The 17551-nt window shown below is 62.3% G+C and carries 20 protein-coding genes and 2 pseudogenes; 11 read left to right on the top strand and 11 right to left on the bottom strand.

Features of this window, described 5'->3' with window-relative positions:
* Window positions 1-50 precede the first annotated feature (50 nt).
* The 3 genes from lspA to ASD99_RS19680 are packed head-to-tail and all read right to left on the bottom strand — an operon-like array spanning window position 51 to window position 2526.
* Window positions 51-563 carry a signal peptidase II gene (gene lspA / locus ASD99_RS19690; protein ID WP_056594957.1) on the bottom strand — a complete coding sequence of 171 codons (513 nt, stop codon included), beginning with the start codon at window positions 561-563 and terminating at the stop codon, window positions 51-53.
* 13 nt (window positions 564-576) lie between these two features.
* Window positions 577-1434 (bottom strand): TrmH family RNA methyltransferase, encoded by an 858-nt coding sequence (locus ASD99_RS19685; RefSeq protein WP_057144635.1) that lies wholly within the window; start codon window positions 1432-1434, stop codon window positions 577-579.
* Complete coding sequence (locus tag ASD99_RS19680) at window positions 1435-2526, bottom strand: class I SAM-dependent rRNA methyltransferase (RefSeq protein ID WP_057144634.1); 1092 nt, start codon at window positions 2524-2526, stop codon at window positions 1435-1437. It abuts the gene before it with no gap.
* Between the two features lie 136 nt (window positions 2527-2662).
* Between ASD99_RS19680 and ASD99_RS19675 the strand changes: the two are divergent.
* The 3 genes and pseudogenes from ASD99_RS19675 to ASD99_RS19665 all read left to right on the top strand — a co-directional run bounded on the left by ASD99_RS19675 (window position 2663) and on the right by ASD99_RS19665 (window position 4285).
* Window positions 2663-3351, top strand: a pseudogene (locus tag ASD99_RS19675) (helix-turn-helix transcriptional regulator).
* A 75-nt stretch (window positions 3352-3426) separates the two neighbouring features.
* Window positions 3427-3819, top strand: a complete 393-nt coding sequence (locus tag ASD99_RS19670; RefSeq protein WP_057144633.1) for a VOC family protein — start codon at window positions 3427-3429, stop codon at window positions 3817-3819.
* Window positions 3816-4285, top strand: a pseudogene (locus tag ASD99_RS19665) (EVE domain-containing protein). Before ASD99_RS19670 ends, ASD99_RS19665 begins: the two are co-directional and overlap by 4 nt.
* A 58-nt stretch (window positions 4286-4343) precedes the next feature.
* On the opposite strand, the gene ASD99_RS19660 reads toward ASD99_RS19665, so the two are convergent.
* The 4 genes from ASD99_RS19660 to sppA form a co-directional block, all read right to left on the bottom strand.
* Complete coding sequence (locus tag ASD99_RS19660) at window positions 4344-5309, bottom strand: ornithine cyclodeaminase family protein (protein WP_057144632.1); 966 nt, start codon at window positions 5307-5309, stop codon at window positions 4344-4346.
* A gap of 37 nt (window positions 5310-5346) precedes the next feature.
* The gene (locus tag ASD99_RS19655) at window positions 5347-5715 is read right to left on the bottom strand and encodes a hypothetical protein (protein WP_057144631.1); all 369 of its coding nucleotides are present in this window, start codon (window positions 5713-5715) and stop codon (window positions 5347-5349) included.
* A gap of 57 nt (window positions 5716-5772) precedes the next feature.
* Window positions 5773-6057, bottom strand: coding sequence for an integration host factor subunit beta (locus tag ASD99_RS19650; RefSeq protein ID WP_006200394.1), 285 nt, complete (start codon window positions 6055-6057; stop codon window positions 5773-5775).
* An 82-nt stretch (window positions 6058-6139) separates the two neighbouring features.
* Entirely contained in the window at window positions 6140-7096 is a 957-nt protein-coding gene (gene sppA, locus ASD99_RS19645; RefSeq protein ID WP_057144630.1) for a signal peptide peptidase SppA, read from the bottom strand.
* Between the two features lie 168 nt (window positions 7097-7264).
* Here sppA and ASD99_RS33530 point away from each other — a divergent pair, with 168 nt between their 5' ends.
* From ASD99_RS33530 to ptsN, 7 genes are all read left to right on the top strand, one after another.
* Window positions 7265-7459 (top strand): hypothetical protein, encoded by a 195-nt coding sequence (locus tag ASD99_RS33530; protein WP_056594974.1) that lies wholly within the window; start codon window positions 7265-7267, stop codon window positions 7457-7459.
* Window positions 7460-7796: 337 nt separating this feature from the next.
* A complete protein-coding gene (gene lptC, locus ASD99_RS19640; protein WP_056594975.1) occupies window positions 7797-8510 on the top strand; it encodes an LPS export ABC transporter periplasmic protein LptC in 714 nt (237 codons plus the stop codon).
* On the top strand, window positions 8497-9081 hold the full coding sequence (locus ASD99_RS19635) for an LptA/OstA family protein (protein ID WP_056594976.1): 585 nt from the start codon (window positions 8497-8499) through the stop codon (window positions 9079-9081). The genes lptC and ASD99_RS19635 overlap by 14 nt, the downstream gene beginning before the upstream one ends.
* Window positions 9081-9899 carry an LPS export ABC transporter ATP-binding protein gene (gene lptB, locus ASD99_RS19630; RefSeq protein ID WP_056594977.1) on the top strand — a complete coding sequence of 273 codons (819 nt, stop codon included), beginning with the start codon at window positions 9081-9083 and terminating at the stop codon, window positions 9897-9899. The genes ASD99_RS19635 and lptB overlap by 1 nt, the downstream gene beginning before the upstream one ends.
* A gap of 261 nt (window positions 9900-10160) precedes the next feature.
* On the top strand, window positions 10161-11687 hold the full coding sequence (gene rpoN, locus ASD99_RS19625) for an RNA polymerase factor sigma-54 (protein ID WP_057144629.1): 1527 nt from the start codon (window positions 10161-10163) through the stop codon (window positions 11685-11687).
* A gap of 264 nt (window positions 11688-11951) precedes the next feature.
* On the top strand, window positions 11952-12536 hold the full coding sequence (gene hpf, locus ASD99_RS19620) for a ribosome hibernation-promoting factor, HPF/YfiA family (RefSeq protein WP_056594980.1): 585 nt from the start codon (window positions 11952-11954) through the stop codon (window positions 12534-12536).
* Between the two features lie 106 nt (window positions 12537-12642).
* Window positions 12643-13107 carry a PTS IIA-like nitrogen regulatory protein PtsN gene (gene ptsN, locus ASD99_RS19615; protein ID WP_013529589.1) on the top strand — a complete coding sequence of 155 codons (465 nt, stop codon included), beginning with the start codon at window positions 12643-12645 and terminating at the stop codon, window positions 13105-13107.
* Window positions 13108-13175: 68 nt separating this feature from the next.
* Here the strand turns inward: ptsN and ASD99_RS19610 are convergent, their stop codons facing one another.
* Both ASD99_RS19610 and ASD99_RS19605 read right to left on the bottom strand, forming a co-directional pair.
* Window positions 13176-13430, bottom strand: a complete 255-nt coding sequence (locus ASD99_RS19610) for a DUF1150 family protein (RefSeq protein ID WP_023760740.1) — start codon at window positions 13428-13430, stop codon at window positions 13176-13178.
* A gap of 65 nt (window positions 13431-13495) precedes the next feature.
* On the bottom strand, window positions 13496-13921 hold the full coding sequence (locus ASD99_RS19605) for an Hsp20 family protein (protein WP_023760739.1): 426 nt from the start codon (window positions 13919-13921) through the stop codon (window positions 13496-13498).
* Window positions 13922-14236: 315 nt separating this feature from the next.
* Between ASD99_RS19605 and ASD99_RS19600 the strand changes: the two genes are divergently transcribed.
* Window positions 14237-15178 (top strand): nucleoside hydrolase, encoded by a 942-nt coding sequence (locus tag ASD99_RS19600; protein ID WP_056595245.1) that lies wholly within the window; start codon window positions 14237-14239, stop codon window positions 15176-15178.
* A gap of 189 nt (window positions 15179-15367) precedes the next feature.
* On the opposite strand, the gene ASD99_RS19595 is transcribed toward ASD99_RS19600, so the two are convergent.
* On the bottom strand, window positions 15368-15982 hold the full coding sequence (locus ASD99_RS19595; protein WP_056594983.1) for a LysE family translocator: 615 nt from the start codon (window positions 15980-15982) through the stop codon (window positions 15368-15370).
* A 113-nt stretch (window positions 15983-16095) separates the two neighbouring features.
* The gene (locus ASD99_RS19590; RefSeq protein WP_056594985.1) at window positions 16096-17550 is read right to left on the bottom strand and encodes an amidase; all 1455 of its coding nucleotides are present in this window, start codon (window positions 17548-17550) and stop codon (window positions 16096-16098) included.
* Window position 17551: the final 1 nt, after the last annotated feature.

The raw sequence follows: 17551 nt of genomic DNA, 5'->3' as shown, positions 1-17551 counted from the left end.
TCCGCGATCTTGTTTGGCGACATGAACAGTGCGGCGATGGCCGCACGGGGTCAATCTTTGGAAGGCTTGGCTTTGAAAGGCTTGGCGTTTGAAGGCCTGGTCTCGCGCCGCCAGCCGAACAGTTCATCGAAGACGACCAGTGCCGCACCCACAGAGATGAAGGCGTCGGCAAGGTTGAAGACGGCGAAGGACCAGACCGCCGTGTGGAACAGGATGTAGTCGATGACGTGGCCGTAGACGGCGCGGTCGATCAGATTGCCGAGCGCACCGCCGACGATCAGCGCAAAACCGGTGCGGGCAAGGATCTGGGACGGCGCGATTCGCGTCGCCAGGAACAGCACGAACGCAACGACCGCAAGCGAAATGACGATCAGCCCGGTGTCGCCGAAAGACGAGAACATCGAGAAGGCGATGCCGGTGTTGTAGGTGCGAAACAGCGCCAGGAAGGGCACCAGATCGAGCTTTTCCTGAAAAGGCAGACCGGTCTCGACCAGGTGTTTTATCCACTGGTCAAGCGCTATGGCAGCGACGACGAGCAGCGCGTAGGGAGACCATGATCTCACGGGCAGGCAACCTTCATTGCTGATCCACGATTGGTTCGAGCTTCAGCGCGCCCCGCCGGATCTCGAACAGCATGATGCCGGTGGCAACGGCCAGATTGAGGGAATCGGCACGGCCCGCTTGCGGAATCCTGAGCAGCCTGTCGCAACTCGCAGCCAGGCTTTCTGGCAGTCCCTGCTGCTCGTTGCCCATCATCAGCAGCACCGGCCCGCGGGAAAAATCGACCGAGCGGTAGTCGACGGCACCTTTCAGGTGGGTTCCGGCGACGAGGCCTGAAAACCCGCCTCGCCAGGCAAGGAAAGCCTCGGTTGTCGCCTTGGCCACCGGCACGGCAAAGATCGAACCCATGGTGGCGCGCACCGTCTCCACGGAGAAAGGATCAGTGGTGTCGCCGACCAGGATGACGCCCTTGGCGCCGACGGCATCGACGGTGCGGATGACGGTGCCGAGATTGCCGGGATCGCGCACCCGGTCGAGCGCCACCCAGACGTCGCCATTGTCAGCGCGGACATCCTTCAAGGCCAGGAATTTTTGCGAAAAGACGCCGACCACCATTTGCGGATTGTCGCGACGGGTGATGGCTACGAGCACCTTTTCCGACACTTCGAGAACCATGCCGCCGGCGGCAACCGTGCGTGCCGCGACCTTCTCCACCGCCGCGTTGCCGCGCCCGGCCTTGGCGAAAACCAATGTCCTGATCTGCCAGCCGAGATCGAGCGCATCGATGACCAGCTTCAGTCCCTCGGCCATGAAGGCGTTCTGCTGGTCGCGGAATTTCTTCTGCGCGAGTGCCTTGATGTCCTTGACCAGCGGATTGGCGAGGCTGGTGACTTCCTTCACCTGCCCGGGTGCGCTTGGGTGCCGCTCGTTCATTCAGGCCACCCAACGCGAAAACAATGAGGTCGAAAGCGCCCGGCCGGCGGACTTTTCGCGGATGATCAGTTCACCCGATTCGATTTTGCCGCCCATGCCGGCAAAGGTGTCGCGCATCAAGGCATGGATGGCGAAGAAGGAGGCGCGGATTGAATAGGCGGTCAGCACCACGGCGAGCGGCTTCGGCGTCAGGATCGCGCGGCAAAGGTCGGTCAAATCAGGCAGGTCCTCGAACAATTGCCAGACCTCGCCCTTGGGGCCGCGGCCATAGGCCGGCGGGTCGAACAGGATGATGTCATAGCGGCTGCCGCGGCGCTCCTCGCGCTCGGCGAATTTCACCGCGTCGTCGACGATCCAGCGGATCGGCTTGCTGCCGAGGCCAGCCATCTCCTGGTTTTCGCGGGCCCAGCCGATCGCTTTCTTCGAGGCATCGACATGGGTGACCTCGGCGCCGGCGCGGGCCGCCACCAACGATGCAAGACCGGTATAGCCGAACAGATTCAGCACCTTGACCGGCCGCTTCGCCGTCGCGATCAGCCCGGCCATGTGGTCCCAGTGCGAGGCCTGCTCGGGAAAGACGCCGACATGACGAAACGAGGTGAAACGGCCGAGATAGTCGATGCCATCATGCTTCATCGGCCAGGTCTCGCCGAGCGGCGTCTTGGGGAAACGCCAGCGGCCGATGCCTTCCTCGTCGGTGTCGCCGGTGAAGATGGCGTCGGCGCGCTCCCATTCTTTTGCCGGCAAGGCCTTTTGCCAGATCGCCTGGCCCTCGGGCCGCACGATCCTATAAGGGCCGTATTGTTCGAGCTTCTGACCGGCGCCGCTGTCGAGCAGCGCATAATCGGCATTGGGCAACACTTCCAGGATCACGGGAAGCTGCTCGCTGGGCAGGGCGCCTTCGCGGCGGGCCAGGATGCGCGGCGCCGATTTCGGCTCGGAACGGGTGTCGGGTTTCGCCTCATGCCGCTCGTGCGGTTGCGCGTCAGGTCTGGCGGGAACGGGCCCGGTGCGCAGGCGTGACGCGTCCGCCGCACCCTTTGCGGATGGATGCGGACGGTTGTCGCGGCGTTTGTCGCGAAAAGACTTCAAGCGGGGGCAACTCCGAGCGGCGTGGCCGCTTTTGACATAGGGCAACCGGCTTCGCAACCAAGTCCGACACGTCGGCCTTTCCGGTTTATGTCGGCCGGCGATGGACCAATGTCAAAGAAACAGGCAAATCTGCCGGATGTCCCGCTCCGAACGCCTGCTCGACCTGATCCAGTCCTTGCGTCGGCATCGCCGGCCGGTGAGCGGGCAGGCCCTGGCCGATGAGCTTGGGATTTCGATCCGCACGCTCTACCGAGACATCGCAACGCTGCAGGGCCAGGGTGCGCCGATCGAGGGTGAGGCGGGGCTCGGTTATGTGCTCAAGCCCGGCTTCATGCTGCCGCCGCTGATGTTCAGCGACGAGGAGATCGAAGCCATCGTGCTCGGCTCGCCTGGGTCGCCAAGCAGCCGGACCAGCGTCTCTCGGCCGCCGCCACCAACGCGTTGGCCAAGATCGCCGCCGTGCTGCCGGACGATCTGCGCGAGGATCTCGATGCGAGCACACTGCTGGTCGGCCCTCCCGCGGCGGCCATCGAGGGCATCGACCTCGGTCTGGTGCGGCAGGCCATCCGCAATGAGCGCAAGCTCGGCTTTTTATACCGTGATGCCGGCGGCGCTGCGTCCGAACGTGCCGTCTGGCCGTTCGCGCTGGCCTTCTTCGACAAGGTGCGGGTGGCGGTGGCGTGGTGCGAGATGCGGCAGGATTTCCGGCATTTTCGCGCCGATCGCATCGCCGGGCTCCAAGCAACAGACACGCGCTATCCGCGCCGTCGCCAGGCGCTGCTCAAGGAATGGCGGGCGACGCTCGACAAACCGCGCGGTCCGTGACGGCTACTGCCATAATCTGACAGCAGCCTATCCTATTGTTCGCCAAGTCGAAACACCGAACCTTGGAGAGCAGACATGACCGCCCCGAATTTCGTCATCCTCTATGTCGACCAGCCGCAGCAGAGCGGTGCCTTCTACAGTGCGCTGCTCGGCCGTGAGCCGGTCGAAAGTTCGCCGACCTTCGTGCTGTTCGTTCTCGACAAGGGCTTCAAGCTCGGCCTCTGGTCGCGCCATACGGTCGAGCCGGCGGCTGCCGTGGCAGGCGGCGGCGAAATCGTCTTTGCGCTTGATACGCCCGATGCGGTCGATGCCACCCATGCCGAGTGGTCCGGGCGCGGGCTGACAATCCTGCAGACGCCGACCGACATGGATTTCGGCCGCACCTTCGTTGCGCTCGATCCCGACAATCATCGCCTGCGCGTCTACTGGCTGTCCGATGGGGAACAGGCCAATGGGGAACAAAAATGAGCGCGTACTGGATCGCAGTGGCTTCCGCCGAGCATGTCCGGCGCGGCCGTGCCACCGGCTTCATGCAGGTCAACCACGGCAAGACGGCACCGCTGCGTCGCGTCAAGCCCGGCGATGGCATCATCTACTATTCGCCGACCACCATTTTGGGCGAAAAAGACGGCCTGCAGGCCTTCACGGCGATCGGCACGGTGCGCGAAGGCGAACCCTATCAGGGTGATATGGGCAGTGGCTTCACGCCGTTCCGTCGCGATGTCGAGTGGGCGAAGGCTGAGGAAACGCCGATCAAGCCGACAGGCTGCACTTCACCGCCGGCAAGTCGAACTGGGGCTATCAGCTTCGCTTTGGCCTTTTCGAAATCGGGGACCACGATTTTCGTGTGATCGCCGAGGCGATGGGCGCCAAAATGCGCGCAACAGTAAACGAGAGCAGTTCACCGTTTCACGGAAACGACGAACCGCTCTAACTCTTTGTTTTGACGCAATTCCGGACGGAAAACCGTTCACACTTTTCCTGGAATTGCTCTACGCCGTGAGCGCCTTGTAGACGGCAATGCCCGCGGCAAGATCCTCGAGCGCCGCGCCGACCGATTTGAACAGCGTGATCTCACCGGTGCTCTCGCGGCCCTTCTTCTGGCCACGCGCCAATTCGTGCAGATCGGCGACGATGGCTTCCGGCTTCAGCACGCCGGAAGCCAGCGGCTGGACGATGTCGCCGGCTTCCTTGGTGGCGCCGGCGCGGGTGTCGACATAGACGCGGGCGAGCCTGATCGCATCGTCATCGCTTTCGCGCATCGTAGGCGTAAAGCCGCCGACCAGGTCGACATGGGTTCCCGGCCGCAACAATGCGCCCTTGATCAGCGGCGTCGTCGTGATGGTCACCGAGGAGACGATATCGGCCTGCCCAAGTTCGGCATCGAGATCAATTGCCGCGCTGGCCGCGAAGCCCTCGGCGCGCAGATCGGCCGCGACCTTCTCGGCATTGGCCGGGGTGCGGTTCCAGATGCGGATGGTCTTGATCGGCCGCACGGCAGAATGCGCCTTGGCGAGGAAAGGCGACAGGGCGCCGGCGCCGACCACAAGCAGCCGCGAGGCATCGTCGCGAGCGAGATAGGAGGCCGCGAGCGCCGAAGCACAGGCCGTGCGCCACTGTGTCAGGCGCTGGCCGTCAATCAAGGCCTCGGGTTCGCCGGTGGCGCCATTGAGCAGGAGATAGAGCCCCATCACCGCAGGCTTGCCGATGGCGTTGTTGTCGGGCGAGACAGTGACGATCTTGACGCCGACGTGACCACCGGCCGACGTGCCTGCCGCGTTGAGATCGGTCCAGGCCGGCATCAAAAGCAGGGTGGAGGCCGCACCGTCGGGCCGCTCGATCGTATGATGGTGCCTGACCGGCTGCACCGCTCCGTCGCGAAACGCGGTGCGCAGCGTCTCGACCAATCCCGGAAAGGTCAGCGCATGGTCGACCTCTGCGGCCGAAATGGTCAGCATGAAAGACTCCGTGGGGACAAAACCACCGACCGGCGGTTCAAGTGGTCGGCTTCGGCAATGCCGATCCTTGGGCGGACCCTTGGGCCGACCCCTGGATTGGGCTTTGCGGTGCCGCCGGCGTACGGCTGACCGCCTGGCGCAGGTTCTCGGCCTCGACGCCGCGCTGGCGCGCCAGTTTGCGGTAGCGACCTTGCTTGACCCAGGTTGCCAGGCTGCCGACGATCATGCCGACGGCGAGCGCGAGGAACAGGAAGATGAACAGCGGCAAAGTCAGCGTCAGCTTCGGATTGCCGGGGTTGAACGGATCCAGCGTGAAGGCGACCAGTTCGCGGTTGGCAACGGCCAGTGCGATCAGGATGATCGCCAGCGGCACGAAGATCACGATGAGAATGAAGCGATTGAACATGATGTTTTCTGTCGGAAGCTGGCCTGTCCGAAAGGCCGTCTGGCGCTGACGCCACGCCTACTTGCCGCCGTTCAGCCTTTCACGCAATTCCTTGCCGGTCTTGAAGAACGGCACCCACTTCTCCTCGACCTCGACGGATTCGCCGGTGCGCGGATTGCGGCCAGTGCGGGCGGGACGGTTTTTCACCGAAAACGCGCCGAAGCCACGCAACTCGACCCGGTTGCCTTCGGCAAGGGCGTCGGTGATTTCATCGAAGATCGCGCCGACGATGTTTTCGACGTCGCGCAGGAAAAGATGCGGATTGCGCGTGGCAATAATCTGCACAAGTTCGGACTTGATCATGAGACGTGTCCCCGTGAAAGCAGTGCGGTCAAAAGTATGAGGATGATTTTATTTGCTTTTTTCACTTGCCCCAAACGGCATCTCAAGGGTGCCAGACGGAAACGAGACCGTCAAGAAACAAGCGGTCGGCACCGAGTTCATGGATGATGTCGCCGCTGTAGGCCGGCAGACCGAGCGCACTGCCGATTGTTTGCGCCATTGCTTTGGAGAACAGGAAGCCGCCGCCCCGTTCGGTGTCCTTCCATTCGACGACCTTGAGTTTGGCATCGACGCCCTTGGTCGCCAGCCAGTCGATCGCTTCAGTCTCGCCCCCGACGGCGTCGATCAGTCCGTTGGCGACGCCCTGGCGCCCGGTGAAGATCGAGCCGTCGGCAAGCGCCAGCGCTTGCTCACGGGTCATCTTGCGGCGCTCGGCAACGATGCCCACGAACCAGTCGTAGCTGTCGAGGATGAGCTTGCGGACCATTGCGCGCTCGTCGTCATTGGTCGGCTTGAAGGGAGAGGGGGCGGCCTTCAGCGGCGAGGATTTCACTTCCTCCAGCTTGACGCCGAGCTTGTCCATCAGGCCGCTGACGTCGGGATACTGGATCAGCACGCCGATCGAGCCGACGATCGAAGTCTTGCGGGCAACGATGTGATCGGCGGCACTGGCGATCATATAGCCCGCTGATGCGGCGAGGGTGCCGACTTCCGCCGCCACCGGCTTGTCGGCAGCCAGCTTGCGCACCTCTTCGTAGATCGATTCACCGCCGACCGTGGTGCCGCCAGGCGAATCGATCGACAGGATCACGGCTTTCACCTTCGACGACAGGCGGATAGTTTCCAGCCGCTTGATCAGTTCCTCGTCTTCGGTGATCGTGCCTTCGATCTTGACCTTGGCGATATGGTCGACCGCCGAGCCGCCGAAATCGTCGCCATAGAACCAGGCTGAAAGCGCGATCACCCCAAGTGCCACGATGCCTATGGCGACGACGCGCCAGAATGTCAGCTTGCGCCGCAAGCGGCGGCGGTCGATCAGGTCGTCGGCTCTCAATGCCATGGTCAGCCTTTCAGTCGGCGAGAGGAGACGCTTTTAGACCATGATCCTTCCATCGGGAAGCAGTTCTCTTTCCCGGCAGTGTCTCATTTTGAAATTTGCGGAAACGCCTAATCCTTTGGCCGAGTTGTGCAAACGCCCTATATACCGGCAAAAGGCATAGGAGACGTCATGATCGCCAAACACACAACCGCCGAAGATATGGCTCGAACTGTCGGTGTCGACCCAAATACGTTCCGCGAAGCGTTGCGTAACGCGAAGCACCCTCGGAAACGCAACACTGATTGGGAAGTGAAAATTGGCAGCCTATCGTATTCGGGAATGCGCACCGTTCTGGTTGGTCTCATACAGCGGAAGGTCGCATGACGCCGACCGGATCTAAGGGAAAAAGCGCCCGCCGACGTGATCGGCAACGCTGCATACACGATTGACCAGGCTTGCCAGGCGGGCATCCGACTTCTTACCCTCGCGTTCTTGCGCAATCAACGCGAGGTCGGGCGAGGCAGACAGCTGAGAAATTTTACCCCGCGTGTCTGTTTCTGCTATGAAGAACGGGCAGTTGTGTGGATCGGGTTTTCATCTGTACAAGTGCGGCTGTCACATTTTTGCAGTTTTCGTGGGCTTGTGCTTGCTTGAAGGCGCCTGCGTCCCACCTATAGGCGGTGCTCCCGGTGGGTGGCTGGGGTTTAGAAGAAAGCAGTGAATGTTAGCGCGACCGATTGAACAGACCGACGCCGAGATGGAGTTGGTCCCCCAGGCGGACGACCGGACGCGTGGCGACGCGTTCGACCGCGCGCAACGTCATTCGCGCCGTGTGCGCATTCTCAAGTTTGCCGTGCCGCTGGCTGCGGCCCTGATCGCCATCGCTTTCCCAGTCTACTCCTACCTGGCCGCCCCCGTCTCCGTGAAAATACAGGCGGAAGGCACCGCCTTTTCCAACGGCAAGCTGGTGATGGCCAATCCCAAGCTCAACGGTTTCACCAAGCAGAAGCAGCCCTATTCGATGACGGCGCTGCGCGCCATTCAGGATGTCAGCACGCAAGGTATCATCGAACTGGAAGGCATCGACGCCAAGGTGCCGATCGCGCCCGACAATGTGGCGGCGGTCAAGGCCTCGCACGGCACCTATGATCGCGACGGCAATACGATGAACCTGACCAGCGACGTGACGATCACCACAACCGACGGCATGCAGGCCAAGTTCAAATCGGTCTTCCTCGACATGGGCAAAGGCACTATGAAGACGGGAGATCCCGTCGATGTCAGCCGTGGCGGGTCGCGGATCACGGCGGATTCGATGTCGGTCCAGGAAAATGGCAAGATTCTGGTTTTCGAGAACAAAGTGCGCGTCAACATCGATTCCGCCGCCTTGAAGACGGCAGAGGGAAACAGCGGAGAAACCAATGCGGCTCAGTAGTTCGACGCGGCTCGCGGCTGCAACTTCAGCGTTGCTGCTGCTCGGACTTGTGCCGTCATGGGCACAGACAACCAGCCAATCAGGCCTCAAATTGTCCGGCGACAAGCCGATCCAGATCGAAAGTGACAAGCTGGAGGTCCGCCAGGCTGACAGTGTCGCCATCTTCACGGGCAATGTCAGCGTGGTCCAAGGGCCGACATTGATGAAGGCCGGCAAGATGATGGTCTATTACGTCAAGGATCCCAACGCCGGCGCCAAGGGTGCGGAAGCGGCTGGCGCAGCGGCGATGACCGGCTCGGCCAACATCGACCACCTGGAGATCTCCGACAAGGTTTACATCAAGTCGGATGCGCAGGTCGCGACCGGCGATCAAGGCAGCTTCGATATGAAGAGCCAGGTGCTGGTGCTTTCGGGCAAAAAGGTCGTTCTGTCGCAGAACGACAACGTCCTGGTCGGCTGCAAGCTCACCGTGCAGATGAAAAGCGGGCTGGCCCAGGTTGATCCATGTGCTGGGCAACGTGTCCAGATGTCGATCACGCCGCCGCCGAAATCGGGAGCGACGAACCCCTGATGGCCAGCCTGTCGTCGCTGACGGCGCGTCTTCCGGGACGGGCCGCCGGCAAGATTTCGGCGCCCGCCACGGTGACCGTCGATGCGGGAAAGTTCAAGGGAACCCTGATCGCCAAGGGTTTGACCAAGAGCTACAAGGGCCGCAAGGTTGTCAGCGGCGTCACCATCGGCGTGCGTGCTGGCGAGGCCGTAGGATTGCTTGGCCCCAATGGCGCTGGCAAGACAACCTGTTTCTACATGGTTACCGGCCTCGTGCCGGTGGATGAAGGCACGATCGAGATCGACGGCTTCGATGTCACGTCGATGCCGATGTACCGTCGCGCCCGCCTCGGCATCGGCTATCTGCCGCAGGAAGCGTCGATTTTTCGCGGCCTCAATGTCGAGCAGAATATCCGTGCCGTGCTGGAGGTGGTCGAAAAGGACCGCAAGGTGCGCGAGCGCAATCTCGACGAGCTGCTCGAGGAATTCCACATCAGCCATCTGCGCAAGGCGCCATCCATGTCGCTCTCGGGCGGCGAGCGGCGACGCCTGGAAATCGCACGCGCGCTGGCGACGCGTCCGGCCTACATGCTGCTCGACGAGCCTTTTGCCGGCATCGATCCGATCGCCGTCGCCGACATCCAGCAATTGGTGCGCCACCTGACGGCGCGCGGCATCGGGGTCCTCATCACCGATCACAATGTGCGCGAAACGCTCGGGCTGATCGACCGCGCCTACATTATCCATGCCGGCCAGGTGCTGACCCATGGAAGGGCCGACGAAGTGGTTGCAAACCCGGATGTGCGGCGGCTTTACCTCGGCGAGGGTTTTACGCTCTGAGTCTTTTTCCCCGCAATTCCGAACGGAAAACCGCAACAGACTTTTCCTGGAATTGCCTTGAGCGTGAAATTTGTTTCCTGACACGATTTTTGCGGTTCGCCAGGCTCATTTTCCTCGATTTTGCTTCGAGATAACGCTCCGGTAAGCGCGTTTTGCTAGCAATTGCCTTGACAAGCAAAAGCCGGGCCAGTTTCTATGGCCGGCTGCAAAAATTATTGTCCGGAAGGCCGGATGCGTAGACGAGGCGTTTGAAACCGAACCATGGCGTTGGCGGCCAAACTACAGCTACGACAATCGCAGTCGCTGGTGATGACGCCGCAGCTGATGCAGTCGATTCGGCTGCTGCAGTTCACCCATGTCGAACTCGAACATTTCATCGATGAGGAAATCGAGCGCAACCCGCTGCTGGAGCGCGCCGAACCGCAGGACGATGCCACCGGCGACCAGGCCCAGAAGATCGAGGCGGAGCCGCAAGCCACCACTGACGGCGACTGGTTCGAAAACGAGACGCAGTGGAGCGCCGAGGCGATCTCGGACAAGCTCGACACGTCGCTGGAAAACCTGTTTCCCGACGATCCGGGCACCAGCGAGCGGCTCGGTCCAGATCTGACGGCGCAATGGAAATCGGCTTCCGGAAACGGCGCGAGTTCCTCATCCGAGGGTTTTGACGCCGGCGACATGGCGGCCGCGGCGATCACGCTGCGCGACCATGTCGGCGAACAGGTCGCGCTTGCCTTCGCTGACCCGGCCGCGCGGCTGATCGCCGCCGACCTCGCCGACTGCCTCGACGAGAGCGGCTATTTGCGCGCCGACATGGCCGAGATCGCCGCTCGTCTCGGTACCGACGCCGCCGCGGTGGGTAAGGTGCTGGCGACGTGCCAGACTTTCGAGCCGGCCGGCCTGTTCGCCCGCGACCTTGCCGAATGCCTGTCGCTGCAGCTTGCCGTGCGGGACCGGCTCGATCCGGCAATGAAAGCGCTGATCGCCAATCTCGAACTGCTGGGGCGGCGTGATTTCCACGCATTGAAACGGATCTGCGGTGTCGACGAGGAGGACCTGCTCGACATGCTGGCCGAGATCCGGGCACTCGATCCCCGGCCGGGCATGGCGTTTTCGGGCGGCGCCAGCGACGCGATCGTCGCCGATGTCGAGGTGGGTGCGGCCAATGACGGCAGCTGGACGGTCGAACTCAACGCCGAAACGCTGCCGCGCGTTTTGGTCGACCATATCTATTTCGCCCAGGTCTCGCCGCAGGCGAAGAATCAGGCGGAAAAGGATTTTCTGGCCGAATGCCTGCAGAACGCCAACTGGCTGACGCGAAGCCTCGACCAGCGGGCGAAGACCATCCTCAAGGTCGCCTCGGAAATCGTTCGCCAGCAGGATGCCTTCCTCGTCCATGGCGTGCGCCAGCTGAAGCCGCTCAACCTGCGCACGGTGGCCGATGCCATCGGCATGCACGAATCGACGGTCAGCCGGGTCACCGCGAACAAATACATGTTGACACCGCGCGGCGTGTTCGAGCTTCGTTACTTCTTCACCGCCTCAATCGCTGCGTCGGGCGGCGGCGATGCGCATTCCTCGGAAGCCGTGCGCGATCGCATCAAACAATTGATCGATGAGGAAAAACCGGTCGACGTGCTTTCCGACGATGCGATCGTCGACATGTTGCGCGAGAGTGGCGTCGATATTGCCAGGCGTACGGTCGCCAAGTACCGGGAAGGCATGAATATTCCCTCCTCGGTGCAGCGCCGGCGCGAGAAACGGGCGCTGGCCAGCGCCAGGCGCTGAGGCGGTCCGATTTCCAAAGGGCCGCACTTCATTGACAAGCTGCGGTGAAGTGGCTAGAAGCCCGCCCGCATGAGAAGGGCTAGATGCCTGCATGCGGATGGTCCGTCACGACGTTGGCCTCGGGACGGTCAAAGGGCGGCTTGTGATCAACCGGAAAGTTCGGATTTAAAATCGGCGCGAGTGACGCCGCAAAGCTTGTGCGCACGGATCACGAGTATAAACTCGGGCCAGTTTGAAGCCTGAGCAAGGAAGGTCAGTTTTCAGATGAATCTGCGCATATCGGGAAAACACATGGATATCGGCGATGCGTTTCGTACACGCATCAACGATCGTGTCGGCGAAGCGATTGGCAAATATTTCGATCGCGGCTTTGCCGGACACGTCACGGTCATCAAATCGGGCTCGCGCTACTCGGCGGATTGCATGATCCGGCTGGATTCCGGCACTTCGCTGCAGGCCACCGGCGATGCCCAGGATCCGACGCTTGCCTTCGAGGCGGCGGCGGATCGTCTGGAGACCCGCCTGAGGCGTTACAAACGCCGGCTGAAATCGCACAATTTGGGCGCCGCCAATGGCGAACCGACCGACATTGCCTATACGGTGATGGCGCCGCTTGCCGATGACGACGAGGACATTCCGGAGAATTTCGCACCGGCCATCGTCGCCGAATCAACCATGACGCTGAAAACCATGTCGGTGGCGTCGGCGGTCATCGAGCTCGACACCAAGGACAGCCCGGTCTTCGTCTTCCGCAACGCCAGAAACGACCATCTCAACATCGTCTATCGCCGGCCCGATGGAAACATCGGCTGGATCGACCCGTCCACGACCAAGGTCGCCCAAGCGTGACGACAAGGGTCGCACGGGCGTGACGACAAGGGTCGCACGGGGATAAAAGCCGGCCGCACGAGGGGTGAGGACTGGTGACGGCAGGCGAACAAGGGATTTTTCAAGCATGGATCTGAGCGATCTTATCAACGTTCCGGCGATATTGCCGGCGTTGAAGGCGAACTCCAAGAAGCAGCTGCTGCAACTGCTGTCCGAACGGGCAGCTGCGATTTCGGGCATTCCGGAGCGGGAAGTGTTCGACACCATCCTGCAGCGTGAGCGGCTGGGCTCGACCGGCGTCGGTAATGGCATCGCCATTCCGCACGGCAAGCTGGCCGGCGTGAAGCGCATCGCCGGTGTTTTCGCCCGGCTAGAGACGCCTGTCGATTTCGAATCGCTGGACGATCAGCCGGTCGATCTGGTGTTTCTGCTGCTGGCACCGGAAGGGGCGGGCGCCGATCATCTCAAGGCACTGTCGCGCATCGCACGGGTGTTGCGCGACGCCGACACGGTGGCCAAGATCAGGGGCACGCGCGACGCCGCGGCGATCCACGCGCTGTTGTCGGACACCCAGGCCTCGCACGCGGCCTGAATTTTGAGAGTGATACCGCCACAAGGGCCGCCATGGGCGGCCCTTTCCGTTTCAGCCGGAAATTGCTGTCAGTGAATGGCGACCGTGGTCAGGTCGTTTTCCATGGCGCCGGCCAGAGCGCGGTCACGCGCGTCGGAAAGCAGGATCGGCTGGCCATTGGCGGCAAACAGCGCCCACAGTTCCATGCCGGGAGCAATTTCGCCGAGATTCGGGAAACGGCCGAGCAATTCGTCGCTCGAGACCTTTCTGAGATAAGCGACCGAGCCCTCGCCGAGATGGGCGAATTCGCCATTGGTCATGGTGATATTTTCAGTTCTGGTCATTTCAAAGCCTCCTTGGCGCGAGGACGCCGCTCAAGGCCATCCCGCATGAGAGCCATCGGTAAAGATCAGTCTTTCACCGATATGTTTATTTTCCGTACCAGCCGTTCGGACTCCGGCCGATCGAGGTCGATCGACAAAAGGCCATTCTTCAGCTCCGCCGCGATCACCCGCATGCCGTCGGCCAGCACGAAACAGCGCTGGAACTGGCGCGCGGCGATCCCGCGATGAAGAAATTCGCGCTCGGTGTCGTCGGTCTGACGGCCGCGCACGACCAGCTGGTTTTCCTCCGTGGTGACATCGAGATCGCTTTCGGCGAAACCGGCAACCGCCAATGTGATGCGCAACCTTTCGGTCTTGCCGTCGGCGCCGCTGAGGCGTTCGATGTTGTAGGGAGGGTAGCTGTCACCGGACTTCGCCAAGCGCTCCAGAGTCTTTTCCATGGCGTCGAAACCAAGGAGAAGCGGGCTGGAAAAGGGCGTCATTCGGCTCATGTTACACTGTCCTCTCAAGAGCGACATAAAGTGGAAAAACCCAGATGGCATTTTTCCCGATGGTCTTGATATGGTCCGCCCCGCGACCAAGTTCAAGCCGTCAAAAGACCCGCCCAAAAAGACCAGGTCGTGGACTCACAGGAATGATCGACATGGCGCTTGAAACGGCGAGCAGATGCAAGGAGAAGCGCGCGAGCCGGGACTGTCTTCCCCGGTCGAGCGGTTCGACATGGCAGCTCTCGGCCGCTTCGGCGTCATTTGGATGTTTCGATCGGATTCATTCAGGTCCACGGCCTCGCCAAACAAGGAATTGAAATGCCCCAATCACGCAAGATCATCATCGACACGGATCCCGGCCAGGATGATGCCGTCGCCATTTTGCTGGCGCTCGGCAGCGCCGAACTGGAGATCGTCGGCATCACAGCGGTTGCCGGCAACGTGCCGCTGAAGCTTACCGAAAAGAATGCCCGCAAGATCTGCGAGCTGGCCGGCCGCCCGGACATCAAGGTCTATGCCGGCGCTATCCGGCCCCTGATGCGCGAACTGGTCACCGCCGAGGAAGTGCATGGCAAGACCGGCCTCAACGGACCGCAATTGGCCGAACCGACGATGAAGCTGCAGGACCAGTACGCGGTCGATTTCATCGTCGAGACACTGATGGGGGAAGAGAGCGGCACAATCACGCTTTGCGCGCTCGGGCCACTCACCAACATTGCGCTGGCGCTGATCCGCGAACCGCGCATCGCACCGCGCATCAAGGAAATCGTGCTGATGGGCGGCGGCTTCTTCGAAGGCGGCAATGTCACGCCGTCGGCCGAGTTCAACATCTATGTCGATCCGCATGCCGCCGACGTTGTGCTCAAGTCCGGCATTCCGATCGTGATGATGCCGCTCGACGTCACCCACAAGGCGCTGACCACCGCCAAGCGCACGCTGGCCTTCCGCGCGCTCGGCACCACGGTCGGCACCGCGACCGCAGAGATGCTGGAGTTCTTCGAGCGCTTCGACGAGGAGAAGTACGGCACCGACGGCGGGCCGCTGCACGACCCCTGCGTCATCGCCTATCTGTTGAAGCCGGACCTGTTCAAGGGCCGCAACTGCAATGTCAGCGTGGAAACCAATTCGGAACTGACCATGGGCATGACCGTGATCGACTGGTGGGGCGTCACCAAGCGGCCGAAGAACGCCATGGTGATGCGCGAGATCGACCATGACGGCTTTTTCGCCTTGCTGGTGGAGAGGCTGGGGCGGCTGTGAGAGCTCCCTTCACCCCGTTTGCGGGGAGAAGGTCCCGGCAGGGGCATGAGGGGCGGCACAAGCGTTGACTTGCTATTTGCAGCCTTGGAGCTGCCCCTCACCCGATCGCTTCGCGACCACCCATGCCGGGGCGAGCCGCCTGTCTCGCCCGTCCTTCGGACCCCCGTAAACGGGGCGAGGGAAGGGCGCTTACTTCGCCCTCGAAAACGCCAGCCACAGGCCGCCGCCGACCATGAAGCTGCCGCTGATCCTCGACAAAAGCTTGATTCGGCTGGTCGACAGCAGGCGCCCGGCGCGGCCGGCGGCCAGCGCGTAGGTCGAATCCGACATCGCGGCGAAGATCATGGCGGTGAGGCCCATGACGGCGATCTGCAGCGAGTAGTTGCCTTGCGGCGAAATGAACTGTGGAAAGAAGGCACCGAAGAAGATCAACGTCTTCGGATTGCTGAGCGCTACCAGCAGACCCTGCAGGAAGAAGCCGCCACGCGGTTTCCTGGCCGTTCCATCGGCGTTCAGCGTGCCTTTGGAACGGAACATCTGCACGCCCATCCAGATCAGATAGGCAGCGCCGATCAGCCTGACCCACTCGAACCAGTGGCCCATGCCCGAGATCAGCGTGTTGACGCCGATGCCGACGATGGCGATCATCACGGCAAGCCCGGCCTGCGTGCCGGCGACGTTGGCGAGACCGGCGCGGGAGCCATGGCGGATGCTGTTGGCGATGATCAGCGTGACCGTCGGGCCCGGTACCAGGATGATGACGATGCAAGCGAGGACATAGGCAGCGTAGAGTTCGAGCGACATGATTTTTCCCTAGGAATGCCGGCGATGCGGCGCAACTGAGGACAATCAATGCATGGCGGCACTGCCGATTCAAGCCGATGCGCGAAGCGCCGCGACAGGCCGGTACATGCGGCTCAGGCGCCGGCGCCGGCCTGCCAGGGCAGCGTCGCCTCATAGGCCGCCGCCGCCTTCAGCACGGCAAGGTCGCCGCGTGGCCGGCCGATCAGCTGCATGCCCATCGGCCTCCCCTTATCGTCGAAGCCGACCGGCACGTTCACCGCCGGGCAGCCGCCCAGCGTGGCGAACGCGGATACCTGCATCCAGCGGTGGTAGCTGTCCATCGCGCGTCCGGCGACCTCACGGGGCCAATGCGTGCTTACATCGAAGGGGAAGACCTGAGCGGTCGGCAGCGCAATGAGATCATAGCGGTCGAAGAGCGACAGCAACGTGCGATGCCAGGACGTGCGGATGACCGAGGCGGCGCGGATCTGCGGCGCCGTCAGCCGCATAGCGTTTTCTACCTCCCAGATGGCTTCCGGCTTGAGCAGGCGGCGCTTTTCTGGATCGTCATAGTGGGTTTTGAGCGCACAGCCGCTGCTGGCCTGGCGCAGCGTCACGAAGGCCTGCCACAGCGCTTCGAAATCGAAATCCGGCAGCAAGGGTTCGCCAGGGAAGGCCGTCTCCGCAAAGCGGCCAAGTGCCGCCTCGCACAGATCGAGGATGCCGGGTTCAACCGGCAGATGACCGCCGAGGTCCCCGAGCCAGGCGATGCGGCCACCAGCTGCTGTTGTTGCGAGACCTTCGAGGAACGAGCCCGGTTTCTCATAGGACAATGGCGCTTTAGGATGATAGCCCGCCTGCACATCAAGTAGCAGCGCCATGTCACGGACGTTGCGGCCCATCGGCCCATCGACGCCCATCTGCGCATGAAAAACCTCAAAGTCGGGTCCGCCCGGGACAAGCCCCTGTGACGGGCGGAAGCCATAGACATTGTTCCAGGCGGCCGGATTGCGCAGCGAGCCGCCGAAGTCGCTGCCATCGGCGACAGGCAGCATGTCGAGCGCCAGCGCCACCGCCGCGCCGCCGCTCGAGCCGCCGGCGGTCAGAGCCGGATCGAAGGCGTTCAGCGTCGGTCCGAACACGCTGTTGTAGGTGTTGGAGCCCAACCCGAATTCAGGGACATTGGTCTTGCCGATGATGATGGCGCCGGCGTTGCGAATGCGCTCGACGAAGAAATCATCTTCCTCCGGCACGAAATCGGCGAAGATCGGCGAGCCGAAGGAGGTCCTGAGGCCCGTGGTCGAGGCGAGATCCTTGATGGCGATCGGCAGGCCGAAGACCGGGCCGGTTTCTGATTGCCCCGGCCGGGAATCAGCCGCATCGGCCTCGCGCAGGATATCGCCGCGGTCGCGCAAGGAGACGATGGCGTTGACCAGCGGGTTGACCGCCTCGATGCGGTCGAGGAATGCCGCCACCACTTCGCGCACGGAAAGTTTCTTTCGGCGGATAGCGTCGGCGAGTTCGACCGCCGACAAGCGGCAGATGTCGCCGACCGGCGACACGGCATGTTTCGTTTGAGGGCGCAGCATC

This window comes from Mesorhizobium sp. Root695, from assembly GCF_001428185.1.
Taxonomy (GTDB): Bacteria; Pseudomonadota; Alphaproteobacteria; order Rhizobiales; family Rhizobiaceae; genus Mesorhizobium.
This window is presented reverse-complemented; position numbering and strand designations above follow the sequence as displayed.